The sequence below is a fragment of the Andreesenia angusta genome, assembly GCF_001855385.1.
GTDB classification, from domain to species: Bacteria; Bacillota; Clostridia; order Tissierellales; family Gottschalkiaceae; genus Andreesenia; species Andreesenia angusta.
The window spans coordinates 19,537-42,457 of record NZ_MKIE01000006.1 but is presented as its reverse complement, the minus strand read 5'-3'; the positions used below and the strand labels follow the sequence as shown (position 1 = coordinate 42,457).

Below are 22,921 nucleotides of genomic sequence, written 5' to 3'. Positions count from 1 at the left end.
GCCCCTCCTTAGTCTTCTTTCATTTTTCCAAAGTCTGGTATAGATCCTATCACCGGAATTCCTATTTGCCTCTCTATATCTTCAGCCGACTTTAGCGTATTGTCCCTGTAGTCCACTATTAAAGCTACAAGTATTCCAATCACTACCCCAGCTGCAGCAGCTATTGCCGTCAAAGCTACAGGGCTCATGTTTACAGGTTCTTCTGTAGCCGCAGCTCTGTCTATTATCTCCACATTGTTCACTTTAAGTATTCTGACTACTTCCTCTACAAATACCTCTGTTATCTTGTTGGCTATTGTGACTGCATCGTTTCTGCTCTCGGCTTCAACAGATATCCTGATTATCTCTGTAGCTTCAACTGGCTCTGAAACAGTCCTGTCTAGAAGCTCCTCGTAGCTCATGTCTAAATCTAGCTCCTCTATCACAGGCTCTAGTACGACTCTAGACTTGACTATTTCCCCGTAAGTCACAGCTATCATCTGATTCACGCTTATGCGTCCAATATCTATATATGATGCCGGATCATCCGCCGAGACTGTCCCCTTTGAGCTGCTCACCATAAGCGTAGTGTCTGCTCTATACATCGGGTTTACTAAAAAATAGCTGTATGCAAATCCCGCCAACGCCGTAAATACAGTAATAAATGCCACTATCCATTTTCTCTTTCCTAGAACCTCTAGGAGCTCTGAAATTTCCATGGTCTGTCTCAATTCACTCGCCTCGCTTTCTTGATATATCATTAGTCTATGATACCCTATTTTAAGCCCTCGCTATCAAAAATAGAACTGCTTTATTTTTCAAAAAGTTACTGCCAAAAGAAAAGATAAGGCACATAGTATGAATTTTTGAGCAATAGCCTTATTCCCAATGTCACAAGCGCCACGATGCTAAGCACATAGGCTATACGTCTTATTTTTTTGTCTGAAATAGAAAGTATTATTTCAGGTATAAACAAGATCAAGTATATATGATAGTAGTAAGCCACCCTTATGGCGCTTGGATGCACAAAAGTCAGCATAGCAATTATTATAGAAGAAAAAGACATGTTGTAGAGTATCAAGTTGTCGGCATTTCTCTTTATAACGCTCTCACGCTGAATAAACCCTCCTATAAACACAAGTATCATAAGCGTTATTAGCACATAAGGCCCTTCATTCTCAATAGGGCTGTAATTGTACTTTGTAAACTTGCTTAAAATTATGAAAACCTGCTCTTTAAGCAAGTAAGCTCCTGGTATTCCTATTGCTGCACCTATGATGTACGTCTTGGTGAGCTTCTTTCTGGCCAGAAAATATGCCGGCAGAAATGCCACCGATGAAAAGTGGAAATTCATAGCTACTGCAATAGATATTAGAAACGGAATAAGCCTCTTTTCCTTTATAAACTTAAAGCTTAAGAGTGTTATCCCCAAAGCCATAGTCTGTCTTGAAGCCAGCATCGAAAAAGTAAAAAAACCCAATGAAGCAAACACAAGAAAGCTAAGACAAGGCTCGGCTGAGTACCTGTAGACAAGTAGTGAAGTCACTGCCATGAAAAAGAACGCCACCAACAAAAAGAAAACCGTAGGATTCGACGTGAACCTTGAGACGATGTACTCAAAAAGTATATACCCCTTCTCCAAGTCGGTATTACCCAGTATTATTTCAGAAAAGCTCCTTGTGGCATCCCTCATAAAATACCAAACATAGTTGGCTGTATCCGGTCCAACGCTGTATGCCCTGAGTCCAGATATAAGCGCCATGTTGACCGCGACTACTGAACAGTAAAGCTTTTTCGAAGCCCTGTCCGAGACCATGTCCAGCAGGACCGCCCCCCCTATAAGTATTAGCACCATATTGTATATATATATTATCAATTATTTCACCTTCTTTTCTGCCCGACCGTTTATTTCACGGTAAAGGCTTACATACTCTTTGTACTTCTCTGTTTTCTCAAACAACTCTCGCACTCTGTTTATGCAGCGTTCCGAGTAAAAGCTCTTGCCATTAGCCTTAATCTTTTCTATGGAAGTTACAAGTTCTTCTAAATTCCCCTTTTCAACCACTATCCCCGTGTATTCGTCTATAGCCTCTGGACTTCCTCCAGTATTGAAAGTCACTACCGGAGTTCCGCAAGCCAGTGACTCGGCGTTCACAAGCCCAAATACCTCTTCAAGTGTAGGGTTTACAAACAGATCCGCCGCGGAGTATATTTTTGCAAGCTCCTTTTGCGAGCTTGTCTTCTCAACAGCCAATATATTGTTTGGAAGCTCTCGCTTCTGGCTCTCGTCAAGCCCTAAGAGCACTATCCTCTCGTCCTCTTTCAGCCTCTTAGAAAGCTCTAGAAAATAGCTATACCCTTTTCTTCTTTCCCATACATTTGCAACTCCAAGCATCACAAACTTTCCCTGAAGCCCATTTTCCTGCCTGAAATTCGACTCTGTGGGCTTAAACACATCTAAGTCTATCCCGTTGTATATAACTTTCACAGGATATTTTCCAAGAAAAGACTTTCTTGCAAGCCCAGCAAGCCACTCCGACGGAGCAACTATACTCAGATTCTCAATACTGTTGAATATCTTTTTTTTGTCCCTGTAGGACTCCTTAGACCTGTCAAACAGCAGGCTTCTGGGGTACTCTCTAAGATTAGGGCACTTGTAGCATCCAGTCCTCCATTTTTCACACCCGACGTAGTCGAAATATGCACAGTGACCTGTGAAGCTCCAGCAGTCGTGAAGAGTCCAGATCACAGGCTTCTTGAATTCAGACAGGTAATTGAAAAGCAGCTCTACATTCAAGTAGTGCCCATGCAGATTGTGAAGGTGGATTATATCCGGGTCTATGGCCTCAAGCTTCTTTACAAGCTCTTTTGTGGCAGACTTAGAGTAGAATCCATGCTTCCCAAGCAGCCTTGTCTTAAGCTGATGGCTCCTTATGTTGAACGCTCCTCCGAACTTTATGGCTCTTTCGTAGTCCGAATCCCCATATCCGTAGAGTATCCAGTTTTCAATATTCTCTTCATCTAGTGTCTTGCTTATATCCAGCGCTATCCTGCCTGTACTGCCGCTTCCGCAGACCTGATTGATCTGAACAGATTTCATGCTCTTCTCCACCTCTCATTCAATCTAGTATCTTCTCTTGTACTCGTCCTCCAGCCTTATTATGTCATCTTCTTCTAGGTAATCGCCCATCTGTATCTCAATTATCTCGAGTGGTATTTTACCCGGGTTTTCAAGCCTGTGCTTCTGCCCAGCTTTCATGTAGATGCTCTCTCCAGCTGAAACAAGCTTTTCCTCTCCATCGACTGTCACCTTGGCCATCCCCCTTACAACCACCCAGTGCTCGCTTCTGTGGTAGTGGAACTGATAGCTCAGTTTCTTTCCGGAGTATACGGTTATATGCTTTATCTTGAAGGAGTTCTTCTCTTCCTCCAGTATCTTGTAGTAGCCCCACGGCCTGTAATCCTGGACATGGTACTCTGTCCTGACATCGTGTCTGTCCTTAAGCGTCTGCACGACTTCCTTGACTTTCTGCGACTGATCTTTCTTACACACAAGCAGCGCGTCTCTGTTGTCTATGACTATCATGTCGTCAAGCCCTATCGTAGCCACCAGTTTTCCCTCTTCAGAGAAGATGATATTGTCGTTCGAGTCTAGGAGTATATTCTCTTTTCCAGTTATATTCTCATTCTCATCCCTCTCGAACACGTCGTAGAAGGAGTCGAAACTTCCGAGGTCGTTCCAGCTTATATCTGCTGGGACAACTGCAACGCTGTCGCTCTTTTCCATAATGCCGTAGTCTATTGAAATCCCCTCCGCTATGTTGGAGAAGGCCTCATCTATGCTCTCTGTCCCCTCAAAGGCGGAGTATATCTCGGGAGCGTGATGCTTTACCTCTTCCACAAAGAGTCCCGAGTTGAACATGAAAATTCCGGCATTCCAGTAGTAGCCGCAGCCTATATACTCCAAAGCCTTTTCATAGCTAGGCTTCTCTTTGAAGGACTGCACCTTGTATCCGTTTCCCACAGCTTCTCCAGGCGAGATATATCCGTAGCCTGTGTTCGGAGTGTCCGGCTTTATGCCGAATGTCACAAGAAAGTCTCTAGAAAGTGGTTCAGACTCCGTGATAAGCTCTGCAAACCCCTGCCTGTCCTCTATCATATGGTCAGAAGGAAATACCACAACAGTGTCCTCTCCGCTTTTGAGAGTCTCTCTTACGCCGGCGTATATTGCAGGCAGCGTGTTCTTGGCTTCAGGCTCCACAAGTATGCGTTCCTCGCTGTAGCTGTAGCCAAGCTCTTCCACGGCGCCCATAACTAGAAACTTGTATTTCTCGTTTGTAGCCACATATATATCGTCTATCTCGGCAAGAAGAAGGCTTCGCCTGAAAGTCTCCTGGAAAAGAGATTCGCTTTTCCCCTGAAGCTTTATAAACTGCTTTGGATACCTCTCTCTACTGAGCGGCCATAGCCTTGTACCACTGCCTCCTGCCAGAATAATTACTTTCATACCAATCCCCTCCTAGCGCTTTATCTTGTCTTCAGGCTGCTCTAGATACCATGCGTATACTTTACTTATTCCGTCTGCAAGTCCTGTCTTGTGCTTCCATCCAGTGCTTTCAAGAAGGCTCACATCCAGAAGCTTTCTTGGAGTTCCGTCGGGCTTGGAACTGTCCTTGACTATCTCCCCGCCGTAGCCTACAACTTCTTTTACAATCTCTGCAAGCTCTGATATCTTCAGGTCTTCTCCCACGCCTATGTTCACATGGCTTTCTCCGCTGTAGTTGTTCATTAAGTGTACAAGCGCATCAGCCAAGTCGTCCACATATAGGAACTCTCTCCTAGGCTCGCCACTTCCCCATATCACCACTTCAGCGTCTCCGTTTAGCTTGGCTTCGTGAAACCTCCTTACGAGTGCAGGTATTACATGTGATGTCTCTAGGTTGAAGTTGTCGTTTATGCCGTATAGATTAGTCGGCATGGCCGAGATAAAGTCGCAGCCGTACTGCCTTCTGTAGAACTTGCACATCTCTATTCCGCCTATCTTGGCCACTGCATAGGCCTCGTTGGTAGGCTCTAAAAGACCTGTAAAAAGGTATTCCTCTTTTATAGGCTGCGGTGCAAGCTTCGGGTATATGCAGGAAGACCCCAAGAAAAGCAGCTTCTTGACTCCATGCACATATGCATTGTGGATTATATTCAGCTCAATCATCAAATTGTTGTAGAGAAACTCCGCCGGATAAGTGTTGTTGGCCACTATCCCCCCGACCTTCGCGGCCGCCACAAAGACGTACTCAGGCTTTTCCTCTTCAAAGAATTTCTCGACCTCTGCCTGCCTCATCAGATTTAGCTCCTTGGAAGTCCTCGTGATTATATTGCTGTAGCCCTGTCCTTCCAAGCACCTCATTATAGACGATCCCACAAGCCCCCTATGGCCTGCCACATATATCTTTGAATTTTTCTCCATTTCGCTCTCCCCCTTGTGTAATGAATTATTAGTCGTCAAACTCCTGCCTTATTCTCTCTTCCCTCTCTACATGCTCCAAGTCGCTCTTCACCATTATCTTGACAAGCTCCTCGAATTTGGTCTGAGTAGGGTTCCAGCCAAGCACCTCTTTCGCCTTTGTAGGATCCCCTAGCAGTATATCCACCTCGGTCGGCCTGAAGTACTTCGGATCTATCTCCACTACAACCCTGCCTGTGGCTGTGTCTATACCCTTCTCATCCACTCCGGTCCCGACCCATTCCAGCTCTATTCCAGCCTCTTTAAAGGCAAGCGTCGTAAATTCCCTTACAGTGTGCGTCTCTCCTGTGGCAATTACAAAGTCCTCGGGCGTGTGATGCTGAAGCATAAGCCACATGCACTCCACATAGTCCTTGGCATATCCCCAGTCACGCTTGGAATCTATATTCCCCAAGTACAGCTTCTCCTGAGTCCCTTTTTTTATCCTAGCGGCCGCAAGCGTTATCTTCCTTGTTACAAAAGTCTCGCCCCGCCTTTCAGACTCGTGGTTGAAGAGTATCCCGTTTACGGCAAACATATTGTAGGCCTCTCTGTAGTTCTTGGTTATCCAGTAGCCGTAGAGCTTGGCCACCCCGTAGGGGCTTCTAGGATAGAACGGCGTATTCTCGTTCTGCGGTATCTCCTGCACCTTCCCGAAAAGCTCCGAAGTGGACGCCTGGTATATTCTCGTTCTGTCTTCATACCCGAGGAACCTGACGGCCTCCATCAGCCTGAGCGTCCCGACTCCGTCGGTATCAGCAGTGTACTCTGGCACCTCAAACGACACCTTTACATGGGACATCGCCGCCAGATTGTATATCTCGTCAGGCTGTATCTCCCTTATAAGCCTTATAAGGTTGGTCGAGTCGGTCATGTCTCCGTAGTGCAGAAGCACCTTCCTCTTTATCTTCATATCCCTCAGCAGTTCATCTATATACAGATGCTCTATCCTCTCTGTGTTGAAAGAAGAGCTCCTCCTTATTATTCCATGCACCTCGTATCCCTTCTCCAGCAGAAATTCCGCCAGAAAAGACCCGTCCTGACCTGTGATTCCAGTTATAAGCGCCTTTTTCATTGCAATTCCCCCTTCTTGCTTTTTTCAGCCAGCTTGAAATAAAAATACAGAATGGTCCCCATATTTCTTTCTAGCAGAAAAAGCTTTATCCTGTTCCTGAAATTATAGTTAGACTTTTTCACCTTTGCAATCGAGTTCTTAAAGTGTGCGTCTTCACATATCTCTGAAATGCATCTTGTTTTTTCGCCAAATGACTTCTCAGTCCCAGCGCCAACTTCGTTTACGATTGCCCATATGCACAGCTTTATATATCTCCAGCTCATCCTTTTCTCCAGTTCTTCGCCGTAGTAGCTGCTTTTTTCAAGCAGATCTCTAGTTCTCTTGCTTACAGCTTTTATCTGATCATAAAAATCCTCTCTATACCTGTTTACAGCTGAATCCGAGCTATATACATAGTGATAGTAGCTTTTATCGCTTGCAACTATATTCCCGCTAGCCAGTAATGATTCCAGACAAAACACCGTATCTTCCATTATGGCAAGCTCTTCGTCAAACAGTATACTTTGCTCTAGAATAGTATTTCTTCTGTATATCATCCTCCACACACTTCCCATAAATATGCCGTCCCACTTCAAAGGATCTTCGCCTGAGACCATACTAAACACAAGCTGCTTCTTTATAGCTTCAGAGTCTGCTCCGTTTATTCCGCTTAAATTTAGATCTTCGTTCTCCGTATAGCCGTCTCTTTCTCTTACGAATCCACATATACAGATGTCTGCTCCGCTTTCTACGGCCAAGCTGTACATCTCTTTGTACATGTCCTTCTCTATCCAATCGTCGGAGTCCACAAAACCTATATACTCTCCTCTGGCTTCAGCTATACCTCTGTTCCTAGCGGAAGACACGCCTTCATTTTCTTTTCTGACAAGCTTTATTCTCTCATCCGCTGTGTAGCTATCCACCAAGCTGGCGCTTTCATCTGTGGAGCCATCGTCTACGAATATCACCTCTATCTCCTTTAAGCTCTGGCGCTGGATGCTCTCTATGGTTTTTCTAATCCCGCATTCCGCGTTATAGAAAGGAACTATTATGCTTACCTTTATCAAGTGAACCTCCCCTTATTTTCGTCCTACTAACTTTAAATAAGTATTTTCTATCATCTTCACATTGTCGTTTATATCATAGCCTGATTCCACTATAGTCTCGTATCTATCTGACCTCTTGTAGTCAGATTCCTCGGATATTGTCTTTGCCCAGACTTTCGCTCCAGACTCTAAGGGTATGAAACTTAAAAGATCTGTCACTTTAGCTGACTCAGGTATTACATTTTCTGAGGCAAAGCACTTTAATCCAGACGTTTGGGCTTCTACGAGAACCGTTCCAAATCCCTCTGCCTTAGAAGGCAGTACAAATACATCCATACCCTGAAGTATTCTATTCGTATCTTCTCTAGCACCAAGCAGCTTTGTGCTAGACCCTAGCCCAAGCTGCTCTATCTTTCTCTCTACCTCATCTCTTAGCATTCCATCTCCCACAAGCAGCAAGAAAGCATCCTCTCTTGCTTTAAGTATCTCTGAAAATACCTCAACTAAAAAAACCGTATTCTTTTGATTCGCAAACCTTCCAACAGTCCCAACTACAAACCTGCCTTCTAAGTTTAACTGCTTTCTTACATTTATTCTTTCTGCATCATCATATCTGAATTTCTCTGCATCTATAGAATTATTAATCACCTCAATCCCTTCGTCCACAGTCTTTCCGAACATCCAGCTTCCTGCAAGTTCCGAACAAGCAAAAAACTCAGTTGCAACTCTGTTTATCTTCCATCTGTTGTAATATATTAAAGCTCTCAAAGGAAATCCAGGCTCCTCCTCATACCCGCTGCTATGAGCATGAGCTATCCTTACAGGAATCCCAGCTTTTGCAGCGTATGAAATCATATCTATATTTTGAAGACCCTGATAGTGACAATGGATTACCATATAGTCTTTATGCTTTTCAAAGAAATCTTTTATCCCTTTGTAGTAGTTGTGAATCCCTTCTCTTCTTCTAAACTTGACGTAAAGAATCTTTCCTCCCATGCTCTCTATCTCCGACTGGCATGCTATTTCCTCATCATATACGTTTAGAAAGTCAAACTGGACTTTTTTTCTGTCTATTTTTCTGTATATCCCCATAAGAAACGACTCCGTTCCACCATAGCAAGGCGACATACCGACTTGCAGTACTCTCAACGGTTCCATATATATCCCCTTTCTAACCCTCGCTTAAGCTTAAAAGTCCCTCCCTAAGCCTCTGCCTTATATCCTCAATTCCATGGTTGCTTTTCCCAAGCTCCCAGCCCTTCTCGCCATATTCTTCTACAAGTTCTGGACTGAAAATAAGCTTTCTAAGTTCGTTCTCTAGTGCACCAAGATCGTCCACCACAAATGCAGCGTCGTTCTCTCTGAGGTATATGATAGATGCTGATTCATCCCATCCTATTGCCAGTATACACCTTCCTCTCTCGAAGTAGTCCACCAGCTTTGTAGAGAAAGAAAGCCTTGTCTTTAGCCTATCCCTTATATTGAAAGCCTCTACATGCACGAGTATGTCAGCACTGTTCTGAAACTCCTCAACTTCTTCTATCGGGAGCTTACCCTTGAACTTTATGCTCTTGCAGCTTTCAAATGCCTTCTTCATCTTTGCATTCAGTACATCTGTAGTGCTTATATAGAGATGAGCTCTGTCGCCTTCTGAATTTATGGAATCTAGGGCTCTTCCGACTTGCGCCAGAGTCTCCCATCTTCCTACAGCCGATATATTTCCGCTGTAAATCAATTTCATGGGGTTCTTCCTCGCGGTAGGCTTAGGCATGTCTCCGCTGAAGTTCCCTCCCTTGTTTATGACTTCGCTCGACTTTCCGAAGCACCTGTCATATTCTTCTTTCTGATCAGAAATTATGGTGTAGACCTTGTCGCACATGGAAGTCGTCTTTCTAAGCCCGCTTCTTGAAATAATCCTGTTTAGCCAAAATATAGGCGATAGTGAAAACTGTCTCATAGAGTATATATCATCTACAAAATATATGGCCGCTTTCCGATTTGACTTTTTTATGATGTATTGTTGCAAATCATTTATATAAGAGCCTTCACAGGCAAGTGCAAATATCACATCTGGATCGTATGAATCTATGAACTCGTCTAGCTCTGACGTTTTCCACTTGCCAATTTTCCAAAGCATATTCCTAGCAAGCAGAAATATATTCCATCTGAACTTCTTGAAAAAAGAATAGAGCTTTCTGCTGGCTTCCACATCCACTTCTATATCATAATCCTCTAGCTTTGCTGTATCCTGAGCAATCTCTATTCCTGTCTTTACGCTCTTGTCGAAAAACCTCCTTATAATTCTGCTCTCCGCTATCTGAAAATACTTGTTGCATATCTTGTTTTCAGGTAAATCTCCCCTTGCATATACCATCGCTATTCTTTCCGGATCCCATCCTCCAAACAAATTGGTGTATGTATTTCCTATATTGTTAGAGTTCGACCATGTGGCATCTGAAAGAATAAGCACTTTAGGGTATTCCTCCTTTAGATCCATAGTCTCCACCTCGCCTTCCAAAGCCTTCTAAATTTTTGAATTCTCAAGTTTCCATCTTCTCTTTCTCTTGTAGTCTGTCCATGCATCTATGAGCCATGGAGTGTACCTTTCCAGATGAATCCAAACTCTGTTTTTAAAGCTCAAATTCATGTATATATCTCTGTATTCTCCGGACTTAGCCTCTTTCAGCTTTCCTTGCTCCAAGAGCAGATACCATTCATTGTTCTTTTTTCTGTCTTGTATCGTACTGTCATACTTGTAGTTTGAATACCGGTTGACTTCGTCTAGCATATCTGCAATCTCTCTGTAGTGCTCTATCTTCTTGTCTATTTCAGAGAACTTTCTGTTTGTCCATGATCCCTTAACCCCTACTCTATAGACCGACATAATCTCGTCTATATAGTAAACAGTCCCCTTTAAAGCAAGGTATATCACCAATGGATAGTCTCTCACTTCAGTTCCCATGTTGAAATAGGTCACATTTTCAAGGAGTACCCTAGGAAAAAGCAAGGAGTTCGTTGCAAAAGCTGCTCCTCCTGCAAAAATCACCTCTTCTGGGCTTATTATGCTGTCTCCATCCGAAGACCTGATTTCCGAGACTATAGTCCTGCTCTCTGAGTCCACCGAATATGCTCCGTGAAAACATACGCTGCATTCTGGATGTGCTTCCATATATTCAACTTGCTTTTGGAGCTTGTCCGGATCGATCCAGTAGTCGTCTCCTTCACAAAAAGCTATATACTTGCCCCTCAGCTCTGGAAATACTATGCCGGAAAGTATCTCAGCTCCTTGCGAATGCTGGTTTTCCTTCTGTATAATGGGCCTTATTATGTCCGGATGCTTTTCATGGTAATCCATTATTATTTCGGCTGTATCGTCTGTAGATGCGTCATCATGTATGATTATCTCCAGCGAAAAATCCGTCTTCTGCATCAAGAAGCCCTCTATAGCATCGGCTATGTATTTTCCGTGGTTGTAGGCTATACAGACTATGCTGACTATTATTTGCTCGCTCATGCTTATCCTCCTTCGGCCATTTTTCAGCCCGTTTTGATTCTAAAGAATTTTGCCGTAAAGTCCGGAGTAGTAGTTCATATAGTCCCCATCTACAATTCTCTTCATCCAGTCTCTGTTTTCTAGATACCAGCTTATAGTGGCTTCCATTCCCTCTTCAAAACTGTAGCTCGGCTTCCACCCCAGCTTTCTAAGCTTAGTGCTGTTTATGGCGTACCTTCTATCATGTCCCGGCCTGTCTTTCACATGTTTTATCAGCTCCTCGCTCTTGTTTAAAGCAAGTAGTATCTTTCTGACTATCTCAATATTTTCCTTTTCGCTATTTCCTCCTATGTTGTAGACCTCTCCTATCTCTCCCGCTACCAAAACCTGCTCTATCGCTGTGCAGTGATCCTCGACATAGAGCCAATCCCTTACTTGCTTCCCATCTCCATAGACTGGAAGCTCCTTTCCCTCCAATGCATTGTTTATCATTAGAGGTATCAGCTTTTCTGGGAACTGGTAAGGTCCATAGTTGTTAGAGCATCTAGTTATATTCACAGGAAGGCCGTACGTCTTATGGTAAGCCCTGACCATCATATCCGCTGAAGCTTTAGATGCTGAATAGGGACTGTTCGGAGCCAACGGTGTTTCCTCAGTAAAGCATCCGTCTGATCCTAGCGCTCCATATACCTCATCAGTCGAAATTTGGATGTACCTGCATCCTGGCCTGTACTCTCTACTGTACTTGTCTGCGTCCACCTTCCAGCTTTTTTTAGCTATATCCAAGAGAATCTGCGTCCCTATTATATTTGTAGTCAAAAACACCTCTGGCTCGTCTATACTCCTATCCACGTGAGTCTCTGCCGCAAAGTTCACCACCGTATCTATCCCATATTCCTCGAAAACCTTTTCTAAACTTTCTCTATCCCTTATATCACCTTTCAAGAAAATGTAGTTTTCCATCTCGAACATGTCCTTTAGATTCTCTAGATTCCCTGCATAAGTAAGGGCATCGTAGTTTATCACTCTGCACTCTGGGTGTGACTTTACCATATGTCTTACAAAGTTACTGCCTATAAAGCCTGCACCGCCTGTAACCAAAATATTCTCCATGATTGTTCCCCCTACTCCTCTAGAAGTGAAAGTATATACTCCCCGTAATGTGTCATCTTCAACTCTTCTCCCACTTTTCGAAGCTGCTCTCTGTCAATAAAACCTCTTCTCCATGCGATCTCCTCAAGGCATGAGATATACTGCCCCTGTCTAGACTGCACAGCCTGTACATACTCAGCCGCTTGCAACATCCCATCAGGAGTTCCAGCGTCCAGCCATGCCATGCCTCTGCTGAGCAGAAGTACATTCAGCTCTCTATTTTCCAAGTACTTGTTGTTTACAGAGGTTATTTCGATCTCTCCACGCGCTGAAGGCTCCACGCTCTTGGCTATTTCTACTACCTTGTTGTCGTAAAAATAAAGTCCTGGCACTGCGTAGTTGGACTTAGGCTTTTCAGGCTTTTCCTCTATGGACAGTACCTTCCCTTCACCGTCAAACTCCACTACGCCAAAAGGGCTGGCATCTTTAAGCCTGTATCCAAATATTACGGCTCCTTTCTCCATTTCCTTTGCCTCATTAAGTATCCTGGTCAAATCCTGCCCGTAGAACACATTGTCTCCAAGTATAAGGCATACCCTGTCGCCTCCGATGAAGTCCTCTCCAAGTATCAGCGCCTCAGCAAGACCTCTTGGCTTCTCCTGCTCTTTATAGAAGAACTCCACCCCTATGCTAGACCCATCTCCTAAGAGCCTCTTGTATATCGGAATATCCTCTGGCGTAGATATAATCATTATCTCTTTTATTCCAGCCAGCATCAGCACCGATATCGGATAATATACAAGGGGCTTGTCGTAGACAGGCAGCAGATGCTTTGACACCGCATGTGTCATAGGATAAAGCCTGGTCCCCTTCCCCCCTGCTAGTACGATTCCTTTCATTTCGAACTCCTCCTTATTATCTCGCACACTCTATCTACATCTTTAAACTCCATCTCCGTATGCATAGGCAGCAGCACCATGCTATTGGCGACATGCCTTGCAGTCGGCAACTCAATTTCGCTGTATCTATCTCTATAGTACTCATAGTCCACCACCAGAGGATAAAAGTACTTGTCTGCAAATATATGCTCTGCAGAAAGTCGCTCCAGTAGCTCGTCCCTGTCTAGCCCGTAAGCCTCTTTGTCAACTTGAGCAGGCATATAGGTGTAGTTCGGCTTTACATTTGCTCTGTGTTTGGCAAGCTTTATTCCAGGCACTTCAGCCAGCTGCTCTCTGTACCTCATGTGTATGCTCTTTCTCTTTTCTAAATAGCCTTCAAAATGGCTTAAATTACAAATTCCCATCGCAGCCTGAAATTCGTTCATCTTCGCATTGACACCGAGAAGCTCTGTACCATCCTCAGATACTATTCCGAAGCTCTTTACTTTTCTGAGCTGCTCCCTCTTTCGGCTGTCCTTGAATGAAAGCATACCGCCTTCTATTGAGTGAAAGCATTTTGTGGCATGGAAGCTCACCATCGTGATATCTCCAAATTCAAGTATGCTCTTCCCATCCACCTCCACCCCGAAGGCCTGTGCAGCGTCATATATAACCTTTAAATTATACTTTTGGGCAATCCTCTCTATGCCCTCCAAGTCGCAGGGATTTCCGTATATGTGAACAGGGACTATCGCAGTTGTCTTTTCTGTTATAAGCGACTCTATCTTTTGAACGTCTATATTGAAGTCTTCTTCACTTATATCGCAAAAAACTGGTGTAAGCCCATTTCTCACAATCGCGTTTGGTGTAGATATAAACGTAAATGGGCTTGTTATGACTTCCCCGCTAAGCCCCATTGAAGAAATCGCCAACTCCAGCGCCGTATGTCCATTTACAAACAGCTCGATATTTCCAAGCCCCAAGTAGTTCTCTAGGCTCGCTTTGAACTTTTGAAGTATTGCTCCCTCGTTGCTCAGCCAGCGGGAGTTCCAAAGAGGTCGTATCTGTTCTATATACTCTTCAATGGATGGCATAGAAGACCTGTTCGCCATCATGATTTTAGTCATATTTTCAGTTTTCATTTTTAAGTCTCCTCTAAATTCTATTGTAAATGCAAAGTATTGATTGAATATATATTTACCCTGTGACTATTACTTTTCCCTTATCAATATGTATTTATTTTTTTCTTTTAAATACACATAAGGTGGAGAATTAATAAAGCAGTCATTAAAGCTTATGGTGTAAGCCCCTGTATTGTGTATCTTGACTAGATCCCCTGCGCAGAGCTCGCCGTGCTCTTCCAGATGGATCATCCTGTCGCTTTCAAGGCAAGTCCCGCCACATATTATCTGCTTGCTTAGAACATTTCTGCTCTTAGAAGAATATATGGAATAATCCAGCTCCCTCTCCCGCATAAGCGGGTTCACATCCAGCAAGCTTCCATCCATAGTCACAAACCGCTTGCCTTTTATATCTCTTGTGTTCATTACTTTTGTAATATAAAAGGCCACAGTGGAAAGCAGAGAAGACCCCGGCTCCAGTATGAGTTGGACATCCTCAGGGGATATGCATTCTCTAAGGGTGTCAGCTATTGTGTGGCTGTATTCCTCCGTGCTTGGCTTTCCTGGAAGCTCTCTTCCTCCCCAGAAACCTCCACCTAGATCTATATACTTAATGTCTGATTTAAGCCCGTACTTATCTATTACTTCAACAACTTTCTTGGAAATCGCTCTGTAGACCTCGGCACTGCGTGTGCTGGTGGTGTAGTGTACATGTAAGCCTGCAACTGTGCAGCCCTTATCCCTAAGCCGTCCTATAGCCTTTTCCAAATCTCCGTTCTCGATACATATTCCAAACCTGCTAATTCCGTCTATCAAACCCGTTTCCCCTCTGCATTCGCTCTCTAGGTCAAAGTTGAACCTAAGTCCTACCGATATGTTTTCATATCCGAGCTCAAGCCCAATCTGCTCTACCATCTCTATATCTTGAAAATTGTCGAGGTTTACAAGGCTTCCTCCTTGTATGGCTTTTTTCAAAATTCCATACTCTTTTTGGGGTCCATTGAATATTATGTTCTTTAAATCATATCCTTGGGAAGCCGCATATTCGTACTCCTCGTTTGAAACGGCTTCAGCGTAAAACTCGTGTCTTTTTGCATGCGAAAGCAAAAATGGCAGATGATTCGTCTTTATAGAGTACCCAAGCCTTATGTTGCTTCCCCAAGACCTCCTAAATGCCTTTTGAATACTCTGTGCATTCTTGTCGAATTTTTCTAAGTCGACTACATAGCAAGGTGTCTTTTCCACTTCAACTTCCTCCTCTCTGCATTCATCCAGAAAATTCACTTGTCACATGTTCAGTATACTTTCTAGCTATAATCATCTTATTTATTTTCTTATCTTCTATTGGCCTACCTGTAAAGCAGTTGAGATGATTCTCCACCACGTTATACCCTGATATGTGGCTAAACTTGACTCCACCCGAAAACCTAGGGTTTATCTCCAGTAAAAACAACTTCCCACTTTCAGACCTTATGAATTCGATGTTCACCGCCCCGGATATAAACGTCTCTCTAGCCACATTCTCGCAAGTTCGCTCTAGCTCCTCGCTCTCTATTATCTCCACAGTAGTCCCTGCTCCCGAGCTATTTCTAAGCAGCTCCACCCTTGGAATGCTTACAGTTACTTCACTATTTTGGTCTCTAACCACGTCAACTGTTATAATCTCCCCAGCTACAAAGGGCTGAACTATATATTCCTCTCCCTTTAAAACATTCTTTATGCAGAGATATTCCTCTTCTGTGTAAACAAACCTGCATCCGATGCTGCTTCTTCCAGAGACTGGTTTTATAAAGACAGGAAGCTTTATATGCTCTAGCTCTGAATCGCTTAGACGTGAAGTCTCTATTACATTGCAGAGCTCCTTTTCCTTTAAGAACTTAGAAAGAGCGTACTTGTTCCTGCAAAGCCTTATGGAGTGTTCGTCGGATATGCATATATCAGTCCCTATCTCTCTGAAGTCTGGCTTCAGTCCTGATAGCACATCTACCTCCGGGTCTGTAAGAGGAATTACGTAGTGCACCTCGTTTTCTTCGCATATATTTAAAATAGTCTCAACGTACCTTTCAGCATCTGTGGCATAAGGCACCTGGTAGAATTTATCTACATTAGATGCATCAGCTATCCACTCTTTTGGATATATGTCAGCCCCAATCACATAATGTCCTGCTTCTCTGAGCACCTCTATCACTATATCTGCTGAAAATGACCCTATTGCAGTCACCAGTATCCTATACATCTTACACTACCCCTTTCTTCTTATGAATCTTTATACCCCTTCAGCCTATTTGAAAACCACTTATGCCATTCTATAGCGGCGCAGTAGTTTCAGTTCTACTGCCCAAGGGTATAATCTCTACAAAATGAAATATCTCGGGGAGGTTTTATCATGGACTCAGGTTGCAAGTTCATATATGAACAAAAAGAATGGGATTCCATTCTGAGCGGCTTCAAGCAGAAAGACGTTTATTTTGAGTATTCTTACTTCGACCTCTACAGGTGCGAAGGTGAAACTCCTGTGTTAGCTTTTATAGAAAGTGATTATGGAAAGGTGGCATACCCTTTTATGCTCAGAGATGTGCACTTTCATAGCGATATGGATTCAAAAATAGAAAAAGGCAAGTTCTTCGAAATATCCACTCCTTATGGCTACAGTGGCCCCACAGTGGAAGCCAAAGACGACAAACTTAAAGCTAAGTCTATCCAGCTTTTCTACAAAAGCCTTTCTAAGTTCTGCAAAGAGAAGAATGTGATCTCGGAGTTCATAAAGTTTTCTCCTATGCTCAAGAATCACCGTCATCTTGACTCAGCAGTAGATGTGGTGTATCAGAAAAAGATGGTTGCTGTAAACCTTCAGGACTATGGAGACCCTCTTCATGGAGAACTCACTCATACAAGACTACGGCTGGTAAACAGACGAAAGCGAAAAGGCATGGTAGCTGTCCCAGAACTAAACCCTGTCAATATAGATGAGCAGATAGGTATATACCTGGAAACCATGTGCAGAAAGCATGCTTCCAGCGCATTTATGTTTGATAAGCAGTACTTTGAGCGCATGATTGAAAATATGGGTTCAGACGTTCTGCTTATAAACATATACCATGAAGACGCACTCGTCTCCTTCGGACTCTGCTTTTTAAGCGGTGATGTGATCTATGCGCATATAGCTGGAACAAAGCAAGATTACAGGCATATGTCTCCCAGCGACATATGCTACGCAGAATTTGTACGATGGGGACATGAAAATGGCTACAGATATCTCTTTTTGGGGGGTGGCCTCACTTCAGACGAAAACGACTCGCTATACCTTTACAAAAGGTCTTTTTCCCAAAATACATCTTTCGATGCTTACATCGGGAAAAAGATATGGAACAGAGAGGATTACGACTACTTGGTGAGTATCTCAAATCATTCCGAAGAGAAAAACAGAAACTTCTTTCCGGCCTATAGAGATTATTAAATTAAAAGAGCCTCTAAAACAAACTTGCTTTAGAGGCTCTTTTAATATTTCAATTTTCACATAAGCACGCTTGAAACTCCGTGGCTTAATGTCATAATAGCTACAGCAGCTATGGCATTCCCAAGGAGTATTGCCGGGAAAGCCAGCTTGAAACGTATATTCATAAGCGATGCAACAAGGCTACCGCTCCATACACCTGTTCCTGGAAGAGGTATGGCCACCAGTATGACGAGACCAATGGTACCGTACTTCCTTATCTTTCTGCTGTGTTTTACGTTTGAATTGTACACGATCTTGTCTATTATCTTTCTGAAAAAGCTGTTTTTCCTCAGAAATCCGAATATCGGCCTTATGCCGAAGAGTATTATCGGAACCGGAATGGCACTGCCTATATAGCTTAATATGGCCGAGTGCACTGGCGAAAGCCCCATCGAAACTCCAAGAGGTATTGCTCCCCTAAGCTCTATAACCGGAAGCATCGCCATAAACATTACAGCAAGCTCTATAGACAAAAAGTCCAAAAAATCAACTACAAGCGCTTTCACAACTAATCATCTCCCGTCTCTATGGTAGCGAGGCTACCGACTTTTAATCTATTCCCATCTAGCCCCATTACGCCGGTGTTTATCTTCAGCCAGTACTCGCTGTTTGGCTCAAGTGGATCTAAAGGCTTCACCTTAAGCACCCTGTCTCCCTCGCTGTAAATATTCAGCTCCACCTCTTGTCCTGTATCTGCATCTATAAAGTCCACAGTCTCGCTGTTCAAAGTCTCAGATTTTACTCCTTTGCTGAATTTCACAGTGTATATTTTTTCAAGTGGCGCATCTTTAAGCTCTCCCACCAGCATATATTCAGGGTAGAACCCACTCCAGACTTTGTCGCCGTATAAAGAGTCCAGAAGCTCTTTATATGCTCCCCAGTAGTCTTTGCTTCTAGCCATATTTAAATCAACCTTGTAATTCTCTCCCGCTATCTCAAGCTCATGACTTCCGCTTTCACCTTGGCTTAAAAGCTCCGAAACTTTAAGCACATTGCCCTCTTCTATCTCCAAGTCTGGAGAGACCCCTACTCCGTTTATGGTGTTTCCAAGCGGTGAAAAAAACTCCATAGTAGTCATCTTGAGAACTCCTCCGTCTGAAATGTTGAAGAAGTTCTGAGCTGTGCCTTTTCCATAGCTCTTGCTCCCGATTAGAAGGGCTCTGTCTTGGTCTTTAAGAGCTCCAGCCACTATTTCAGATGCGCTTGCACTGTACTCGTTTAAAAGCAGTATAAGCTTCTTGTCTGTATAGTATCCTTGCTCTGGCGCGTAGTAGGTGTTACTGCTATTTCTGTTTTTTAAAACAAGAGCAGCCTTCTTAGGTATCAAATATCCTAGCATATCTATAGCCGAATTCAAATATCCACCACCGTTGTTCCTTATATCTACCACAAGCGTGTCTGAATTCTGCTTAGCAAGCAACTCCCCGAACTTCTTCCCAGTCTCGGCGCCAAAGCTCGATATTCTTATATACCCCGAACCTTCACCATGACCTCCTTCACTTACATATTCCATCTGAATTTTTCCTCTGACCGCATTTATATCTATCCTTGTTCCTCGCCTTAATATTCCGAGTGTTACTGCGCTTCCCTCTGGACCCCTTATTATGGTGGCCACCTCTTCACTGGATAGACCCACAAGAGACTTCCCATCTGCGGAAACGACTATATCTCCTGGCTCTATTCCGGCTGCTTCAGCAGGAGAATTTTCTATTACAGAGCTTACAAGCACCCCTTCCTCAACTATCTCAAAGTAAAATCCAACGCCATAGTACTTGCTCTCTATGGAGTCTAAAAATACCTGGTACTGATCTTTAGTCATATATGATGTATGTGGGTCGCCTAGACCCTCTATGATTCCCTCTATGCTGTCTTTGGCTAGCACTTCATCGCCCACCGCTCTATAGTAGTTGCTCTCCACAAGGCTCCTAACCTCTTCCAAGCTTGAAGCTTCGGCCACCATACCCAAGTTTACAAAAGACATAGCCAGTGCAACAGCTATAGCTGATATTCTTAATCGCATCTTCATGGAAAAACCTCCTCTCAATCGTATTATACCATTATTGAAACTTTTTGACCCATATGCACGTCTAATTTGACGAATATGAAGTCGCACCTGGGTATATGGGCTGCCCCGAGTTTGTCATTGAAAGAAAATCTGTGCAAAGTTATTTAAAATAAACTCTAAAACAGGGCGGATATATCCGCCCTGTTCTAGAGTGAAGTCTTTTTTAAAATCTATCGGTTTTTAGTCGCCTTTAATATATCTCTATATGCCCAGTGGGACTCCCTCACGTCTGAAAAAGGATTTATCGCCGATTTCAACTCCTCATCCGAAATAGTGAGCTTGGAAAGCCTATTGAGTATGGCTACAGCTTCAGCTCTGCTAACCTCTTTATTGGGAGCAAAGCTTCCGTCTGAATAACCTTTCACCACACCAGCCTTTGCCATGTCCGTTATGGCTTTTTCACCCCAATGGCCTGATATATCTTTGAATTTCAGATCTTGACCGGAATGCTCACCCTGATATATTGCAGCGGCTATGGTGGCCATCTCTGATCTAGTGAGACTTGCTTCCGGGTTGAACCTGCCGGCCTGATCCCCTTTCATATACCCCGAGTTCTGCATCGCTCCAATATAGCCAAATGCCCAACTACTGTGGCTTACATCTGGAAACTTTGCGTCTCTTTCAGAAAGTTCCAAAAGCTTGAATATCATTGACGCTATCTCCAGCCTTTTCACAGAATTTTCTGGCCTGAAAGTTCCGTCATCATATCCCGTTATATACGGTCTTGCTGTATTTCCAACAGGCTCTATATTATCGGGTAAATCTATATCTTCCTCTTCTTCTAATACATCCGGTCTCTCAAGCAATATCTCTTCAAACCTGCCTGTATCCTTGCTCCAATGTCGAATCACGCCTGAGCTGTATCTTGGATTCTCAAGCTTCCATAGAAAAGAATAGTCCGAGCTTTCGGCAACAGGATAGTTCCCTCTGTCCCACTGATGATCTGAAGCCATTACACTGTCCGGAATCAGAAGATACTCATACCTTACATAGCCTTCTCTATCCGGCGTTGGATCGTTCCAAGTAGCATCTATGTGGTAGTAGTTTCCATCTAAAACCACCATGTTCCAAGCATGGAGCATCTCTTCCGAAACCACTACAAAGCTATCCACTTCTCCAAGTCTTTCAAGCATTACAGTCAAAAGTTCGGAATAGCCCTCACATACCGCTTTCCCATCTACAAGTGCGCCGTATATGCTGTGAGACTCTATAGGTGCGTTGCCTCTCTCGTCATACTCTATGTTTAAAACCAAGTACTGATGTACTGCCAGTACCTTTTCAAGTGGAGTCATATCAGGCTCTTTTATTTTCTCTATTGCCGCAGAGAGTTTCTGCTCTATTTCAGCTTTCATGCTCTCTATCTTGCTCTTTTCGTAGTCATAATCTGGCATTATGCCGAAAACAGTTCCGCTAGATGGACTGTATGAATAGGTCCACCCTCTGGTATAGAATATATCGGGATTCTCTCTGATTATTTTATCCAGTAGCTCTCTCTGCACAGAGGTGTTTATTCCATATTCAGATATATCCACTTGAGAGTCCAGGTTTTTTATAGCATCTAATATCTTCTTTTCAGCCAAGCTTAAGCTTTTTTTACTTCCTTTGCCTCTCGTCTCGTAAGACTCTTGGTACGAATCTGATATACTGACTTCTCCATACTTCAGAATCATATCACTTGCAAAAGATCCTGTAAGTCCTGTGAGCGAAATATATGCAGCTATTAAGAATGATACAACAAATCTAAGTTTTTTCATGACAAGCCTCCTTGTGATTTATTATACCATCACTTTAGCATATACTCTCTAAAAAGCTCTTTGTTCTCTATAAATAAGCACCCTTCTTTTCAGTGAAACTCACTCACGCCTGAAACCTAACATATCGATGATATGACCTATTTCCAAAATGATATAATCACCTTAAAAGGAGATGTTGAGCTTGAATTACTCCCTAGCTGTAGAAAAATTTAAATCTTATCTCTTATTCTTGGAACGCAGTCCAGAGACTATTTCTGGATACTCGAAGGATTTGAAATACTTCGAGTCTTTTCTCAAAGACAAAAATCCATAAGCCCTCTACGATTTAAAGTCTATCTCCGAGTCAGATATCGAGTCGTATCTAGGATATATCCGGTCTAGAAACTTATCTAAAAATACGCGTAATAGAAACCTATATACACTTAGATCTTTCTATAGTTTCGCCCTAAAAAAAGACTTAGTGTCAATAAATCCAGCAATCAATATTCCACCGCTGTCTGTAAACTCCGGCGAACGAAATTTTTTAAGCTTTTCGGATTTCGAGGCGCTTATATCGAAAATTGAAGACTCAGTAGCCAAAAATATAATACATATAATGTGGATAGGTTACACTTAGTTGGACAGATTTCTTAAGGTCATATAAAATTAAATCAATAAGACTAAGGAGAAAAAGATCCCTATTGTCTTTTGATTTCATAAAAAAACACCTCCGATTTAATATCTTTGATGTATTATCTCATTTCACAGGGTTGAAATCTATGTGGGCTACAATTGACGCTTACCCAGCAGGAGAAGTTTAAAGCGGATATGTATATAGACTATCCCACATTCAAAATAAATACTCATAAATGGCTGTAAACGAGCACATAGTTTTTCAGATAGCCGCTAAGAGAGTCGGAAAACCGGAACAACCCTAAAATCAAACATATATTATAACCTTGATAGGCCACTAGACTAAGCGCTAGTGGTCTAAATCTATTTAGGGGTGATAATGATTAACAAGTCTTGGGAACGAGACATAATAGAGACATTGAAACAGGAGCTGGAGTACAGGGATGGAGACTACAGCCAGTGGATAGTGGGGATAAGCATCAGGAAACTGGGGGCTGACAGAATAACGAGAGAAGTGATATACACAGCCAGAGTAGTAGTGCAGACAAACGAATCTCCATATGTAGATGGAGTAGACATACTGTTTAAATCAAACGGGGATAGCATAGAGATAGATTCTCTGTACTACGAAAATACACCAGAGTACCAGAGATGTGAAGTAGATGATGCGGTAGAGGAGAACGAGGAGATGTGATACAACTTCCTTATGGTTTCAGTATATCATAATCTGGATAGTTTACACCGCTTATTATACACACTCAATTACCCCTTAAAATAGCCCTCTTGCATATCTAAGAGTTCTCTAATGGTCAACAAGATGGATACCTAGCA

The 22,921-nt window shown here is 43.0% G+C and carries 21 protein-coding genes; 3 read left to right on the top strand and 18 right to left on the bottom strand.

What is annotated here, in order from left to right; all coding sequences use genetic code 11:
* Positions 1–8 precede the first annotated feature (8 nt).
* From EUAN_RS08065 to EUAN_RS07995, 15 genes are all read right to left on the bottom strand, one after another.
* Positions 9–740, bottom strand: a complete 732-nt coding sequence (locus EUAN_RS08065) for a YveK family protein (RefSeq protein ID WP_084655841.1) — start codon at positions 738–740, stop codon at positions 9–11.
* A 65-nt stretch (positions 741–805) separates the two neighbouring features.
* Complete coding sequence (locus EUAN_RS08060; RefSeq protein WP_071063505.1) at positions 806–1,855, bottom strand: EpsG family protein; 1,050 nt, start codon at positions 1,853–1,855, stop codon at positions 806–808.
* Positions 1,856–3,079 (bottom strand): glycosyltransferase, encoded by a 1,224-nt coding sequence (locus EUAN_RS08055; protein ID WP_071063503.1) that lies wholly within the window; start codon positions 3,077–3,079, stop codon positions 1,856–1,858.
* Between the two features lie 24 nt (positions 3,080–3,103).
* Positions 3,104–4,486 (bottom strand): mannose-1-phosphate guanylyltransferase/mannose-6-phosphate isomerase, encoded by a 1,383-nt coding sequence (locus EUAN_RS08050; RefSeq protein ID WP_071063501.1) that lies wholly within the window; start codon positions 4,484–4,486, stop codon positions 3,104–3,106.
* Between the two features lie 12 nt (positions 4,487–4,498).
* Positions 4,499–5,443 (bottom strand): GDP-L-fucose synthase, encoded by a 945-nt coding sequence (fcl, locus tag EUAN_RS08045; protein WP_071063499.1) that lies wholly within the window; start codon positions 5,441–5,443, stop codon positions 4,499–4,501.
* A 28-nt stretch (positions 5,444–5,471) separates the two neighbouring features.
* Positions 5,472–6,554 carry a GDP-mannose 4,6-dehydratase gene (gene gmd, locus EUAN_RS08040; RefSeq protein WP_071063497.1) on the bottom strand — a complete coding sequence of 361 codons (1,083 nt, stop codon included), beginning with the start codon at positions 6,552–6,554 and terminating at the stop codon, positions 5,472–5,474.
* Positions 6,551–7,600 carry a glycosyltransferase family 2 protein gene (locus EUAN_RS08035; RefSeq protein ID WP_071063495.1) on the bottom strand — a complete coding sequence of 350 codons (1,050 nt, stop codon included), beginning with the start codon at positions 7,598–7,600 and terminating at the stop codon, positions 6,551–6,553. Before EUAN_RS08035 ends, gmd begins: the two co-directional genes overlap by 4 nt.
* Before the next feature lie 12 nt (positions 7,601–7,612).
* Positions 7,613–8,737, bottom strand: coding sequence for a glycosyltransferase family 1 protein (locus EUAN_RS08030; RefSeq protein WP_071063493.1), 1,125 nt, complete (start codon positions 8,735–8,737; stop codon positions 7,613–7,615).
* A 13-nt stretch (positions 8,738–8,750) separates the two neighbouring features.
* Positions 8,751–10,076: a glycosyltransferase family protein gene (locus EUAN_RS08025; protein WP_071063491.1), complete on the bottom strand. Its 1,326-nt coding sequence runs from the start codon at positions 10,074–10,076 to the stop codon at positions 8,751–8,753.
* A gap of 27 nt (positions 10,077–10,103) precedes the next feature.
* Positions 10,104–11,093 (bottom strand): glycosyltransferase family 2 protein, encoded by a 990-nt coding sequence (locus tag EUAN_RS08020; RefSeq protein ID WP_071063489.1) that lies wholly within the window; start codon positions 11,091–11,093, stop codon positions 10,104–10,106.
* Between the two features lie 39 nt (positions 11,094–11,132).
* Positions 11,133–12,185, bottom strand: coding sequence for a dTDP-glucose 4,6-dehydratase (gene rfbB, locus EUAN_RS08015; RefSeq protein ID WP_071063486.1), 1,053 nt, complete (start codon positions 12,183–12,185; stop codon positions 11,133–11,135).
* An 11-nt stretch (positions 12,186–12,196) separates the two neighbouring features.
* On the bottom strand, positions 12,197–13,063 hold the full coding sequence (rfbA, locus tag EUAN_RS08010) for a glucose-1-phosphate thymidylyltransferase RfbA (protein ID WP_071063485.1): 867 nt from the start codon (positions 13,061–13,063) through the stop codon (positions 12,197–12,199).
* The gene (locus EUAN_RS08005; RefSeq protein WP_071063483.1) at positions 13,060–14,184 is read right to left on the bottom strand and encodes a DegT/DnrJ/EryC1/StrS family aminotransferase; all 1,125 of its coding nucleotides are present in this window, start codon (positions 14,182–14,184) and stop codon (positions 13,060–13,062) included. Before EUAN_RS08005 ends, rfbA begins: the two co-directional genes overlap by 4 nt.
* Before the next feature lie 69 nt (positions 14,185–14,253).
* On the bottom strand, positions 14,254–15,408 hold the full coding sequence (locus EUAN_RS08000; protein ID WP_169817366.1) for a type III PLP-dependent enzyme domain-containing protein: 1,155 nt from the start codon (positions 15,406–15,408) through the stop codon (positions 14,254–14,256).
* Between the two features lie 22 nt (positions 15,409–15,430).
* A complete protein-coding gene (locus EUAN_RS07995) occupies positions 15,431–16,399 on the bottom strand; it encodes an ATP-grasp domain-containing protein (RefSeq protein ID WP_071063481.1) in 969 nt (322 codons plus the stop codon).
* A gap of 150 nt (positions 16,400–16,549) precedes the next feature.
* Here EUAN_RS07995 and EUAN_RS07990 point away from each other — a divergent pair, with 150 nt between their 5' ends.
* Entirely contained in the window at positions 16,550–17,620 is a 1,071-nt protein-coding gene (locus EUAN_RS07990; protein WP_071063479.1) for a GNAT family N-acetyltransferase, read from the top strand.
* Positions 17,621–17,676: 56 nt separating this feature from the next.
* On the opposite strand, the gene EUAN_RS07985 is transcribed toward EUAN_RS07990, so the two are convergent.
* From EUAN_RS07985 to EUAN_RS07975, 3 genes are all read right to left on the bottom strand, one after another.
* On the bottom strand, positions 17,677–18,165 hold the full coding sequence (locus EUAN_RS07985) for a COG2426 family protein (RefSeq protein WP_071063477.1): 489 nt from the start codon (positions 18,163–18,165) through the stop codon (positions 17,677–17,679).
* Positions 18,166–18,167: 2 nt separating this feature from the next.
* Positions 18,168–19,685 carry a S41 family peptidase gene (locus tag EUAN_RS07980; RefSeq protein WP_071063475.1) on the bottom strand — a complete coding sequence of 506 codons (1,518 nt, stop codon included), beginning with the start codon at positions 19,683–19,685 and terminating at the stop codon, positions 18,168–18,170.
* A gap of 209 nt (positions 19,686–19,894) precedes the next feature.
* The gene (locus tag EUAN_RS07975; RefSeq protein WP_071063473.1) at positions 19,895–21,478 is read right to left on the bottom strand and encodes an S-layer homology domain-containing protein; all 1,584 of its coding nucleotides are present in this window, start codon (positions 21,476–21,478) and stop codon (positions 19,895–19,897) included.
* 334 nt (positions 21,479–21,812) lie between these two features.
* On the opposite strand from EUAN_RS07975, the gene EUAN_RS13070 reads away from it, so the two are divergent.
* Together EUAN_RS13070 and EUAN_RS07970 are read left to right on the top strand one after the other, a co-directional pair.
* Positions 21,813–22,094, top strand: coding sequence for a site-specific integrase (locus EUAN_RS13070; protein ID WP_084655849.1), 282 nt, complete (start codon positions 21,813–21,815; stop codon positions 22,092–22,094).
* 375 nt (positions 22,095–22,469) lie between these two features.
* Entirely contained in the window at positions 22,470–22,784 is a 315-nt protein-coding gene (locus EUAN_RS07970; RefSeq protein WP_071063471.1) for a hypothetical protein, read from the top strand.
* The last annotated feature ends 137 nt before the right edge of the window (positions 22,785–22,921 follow it).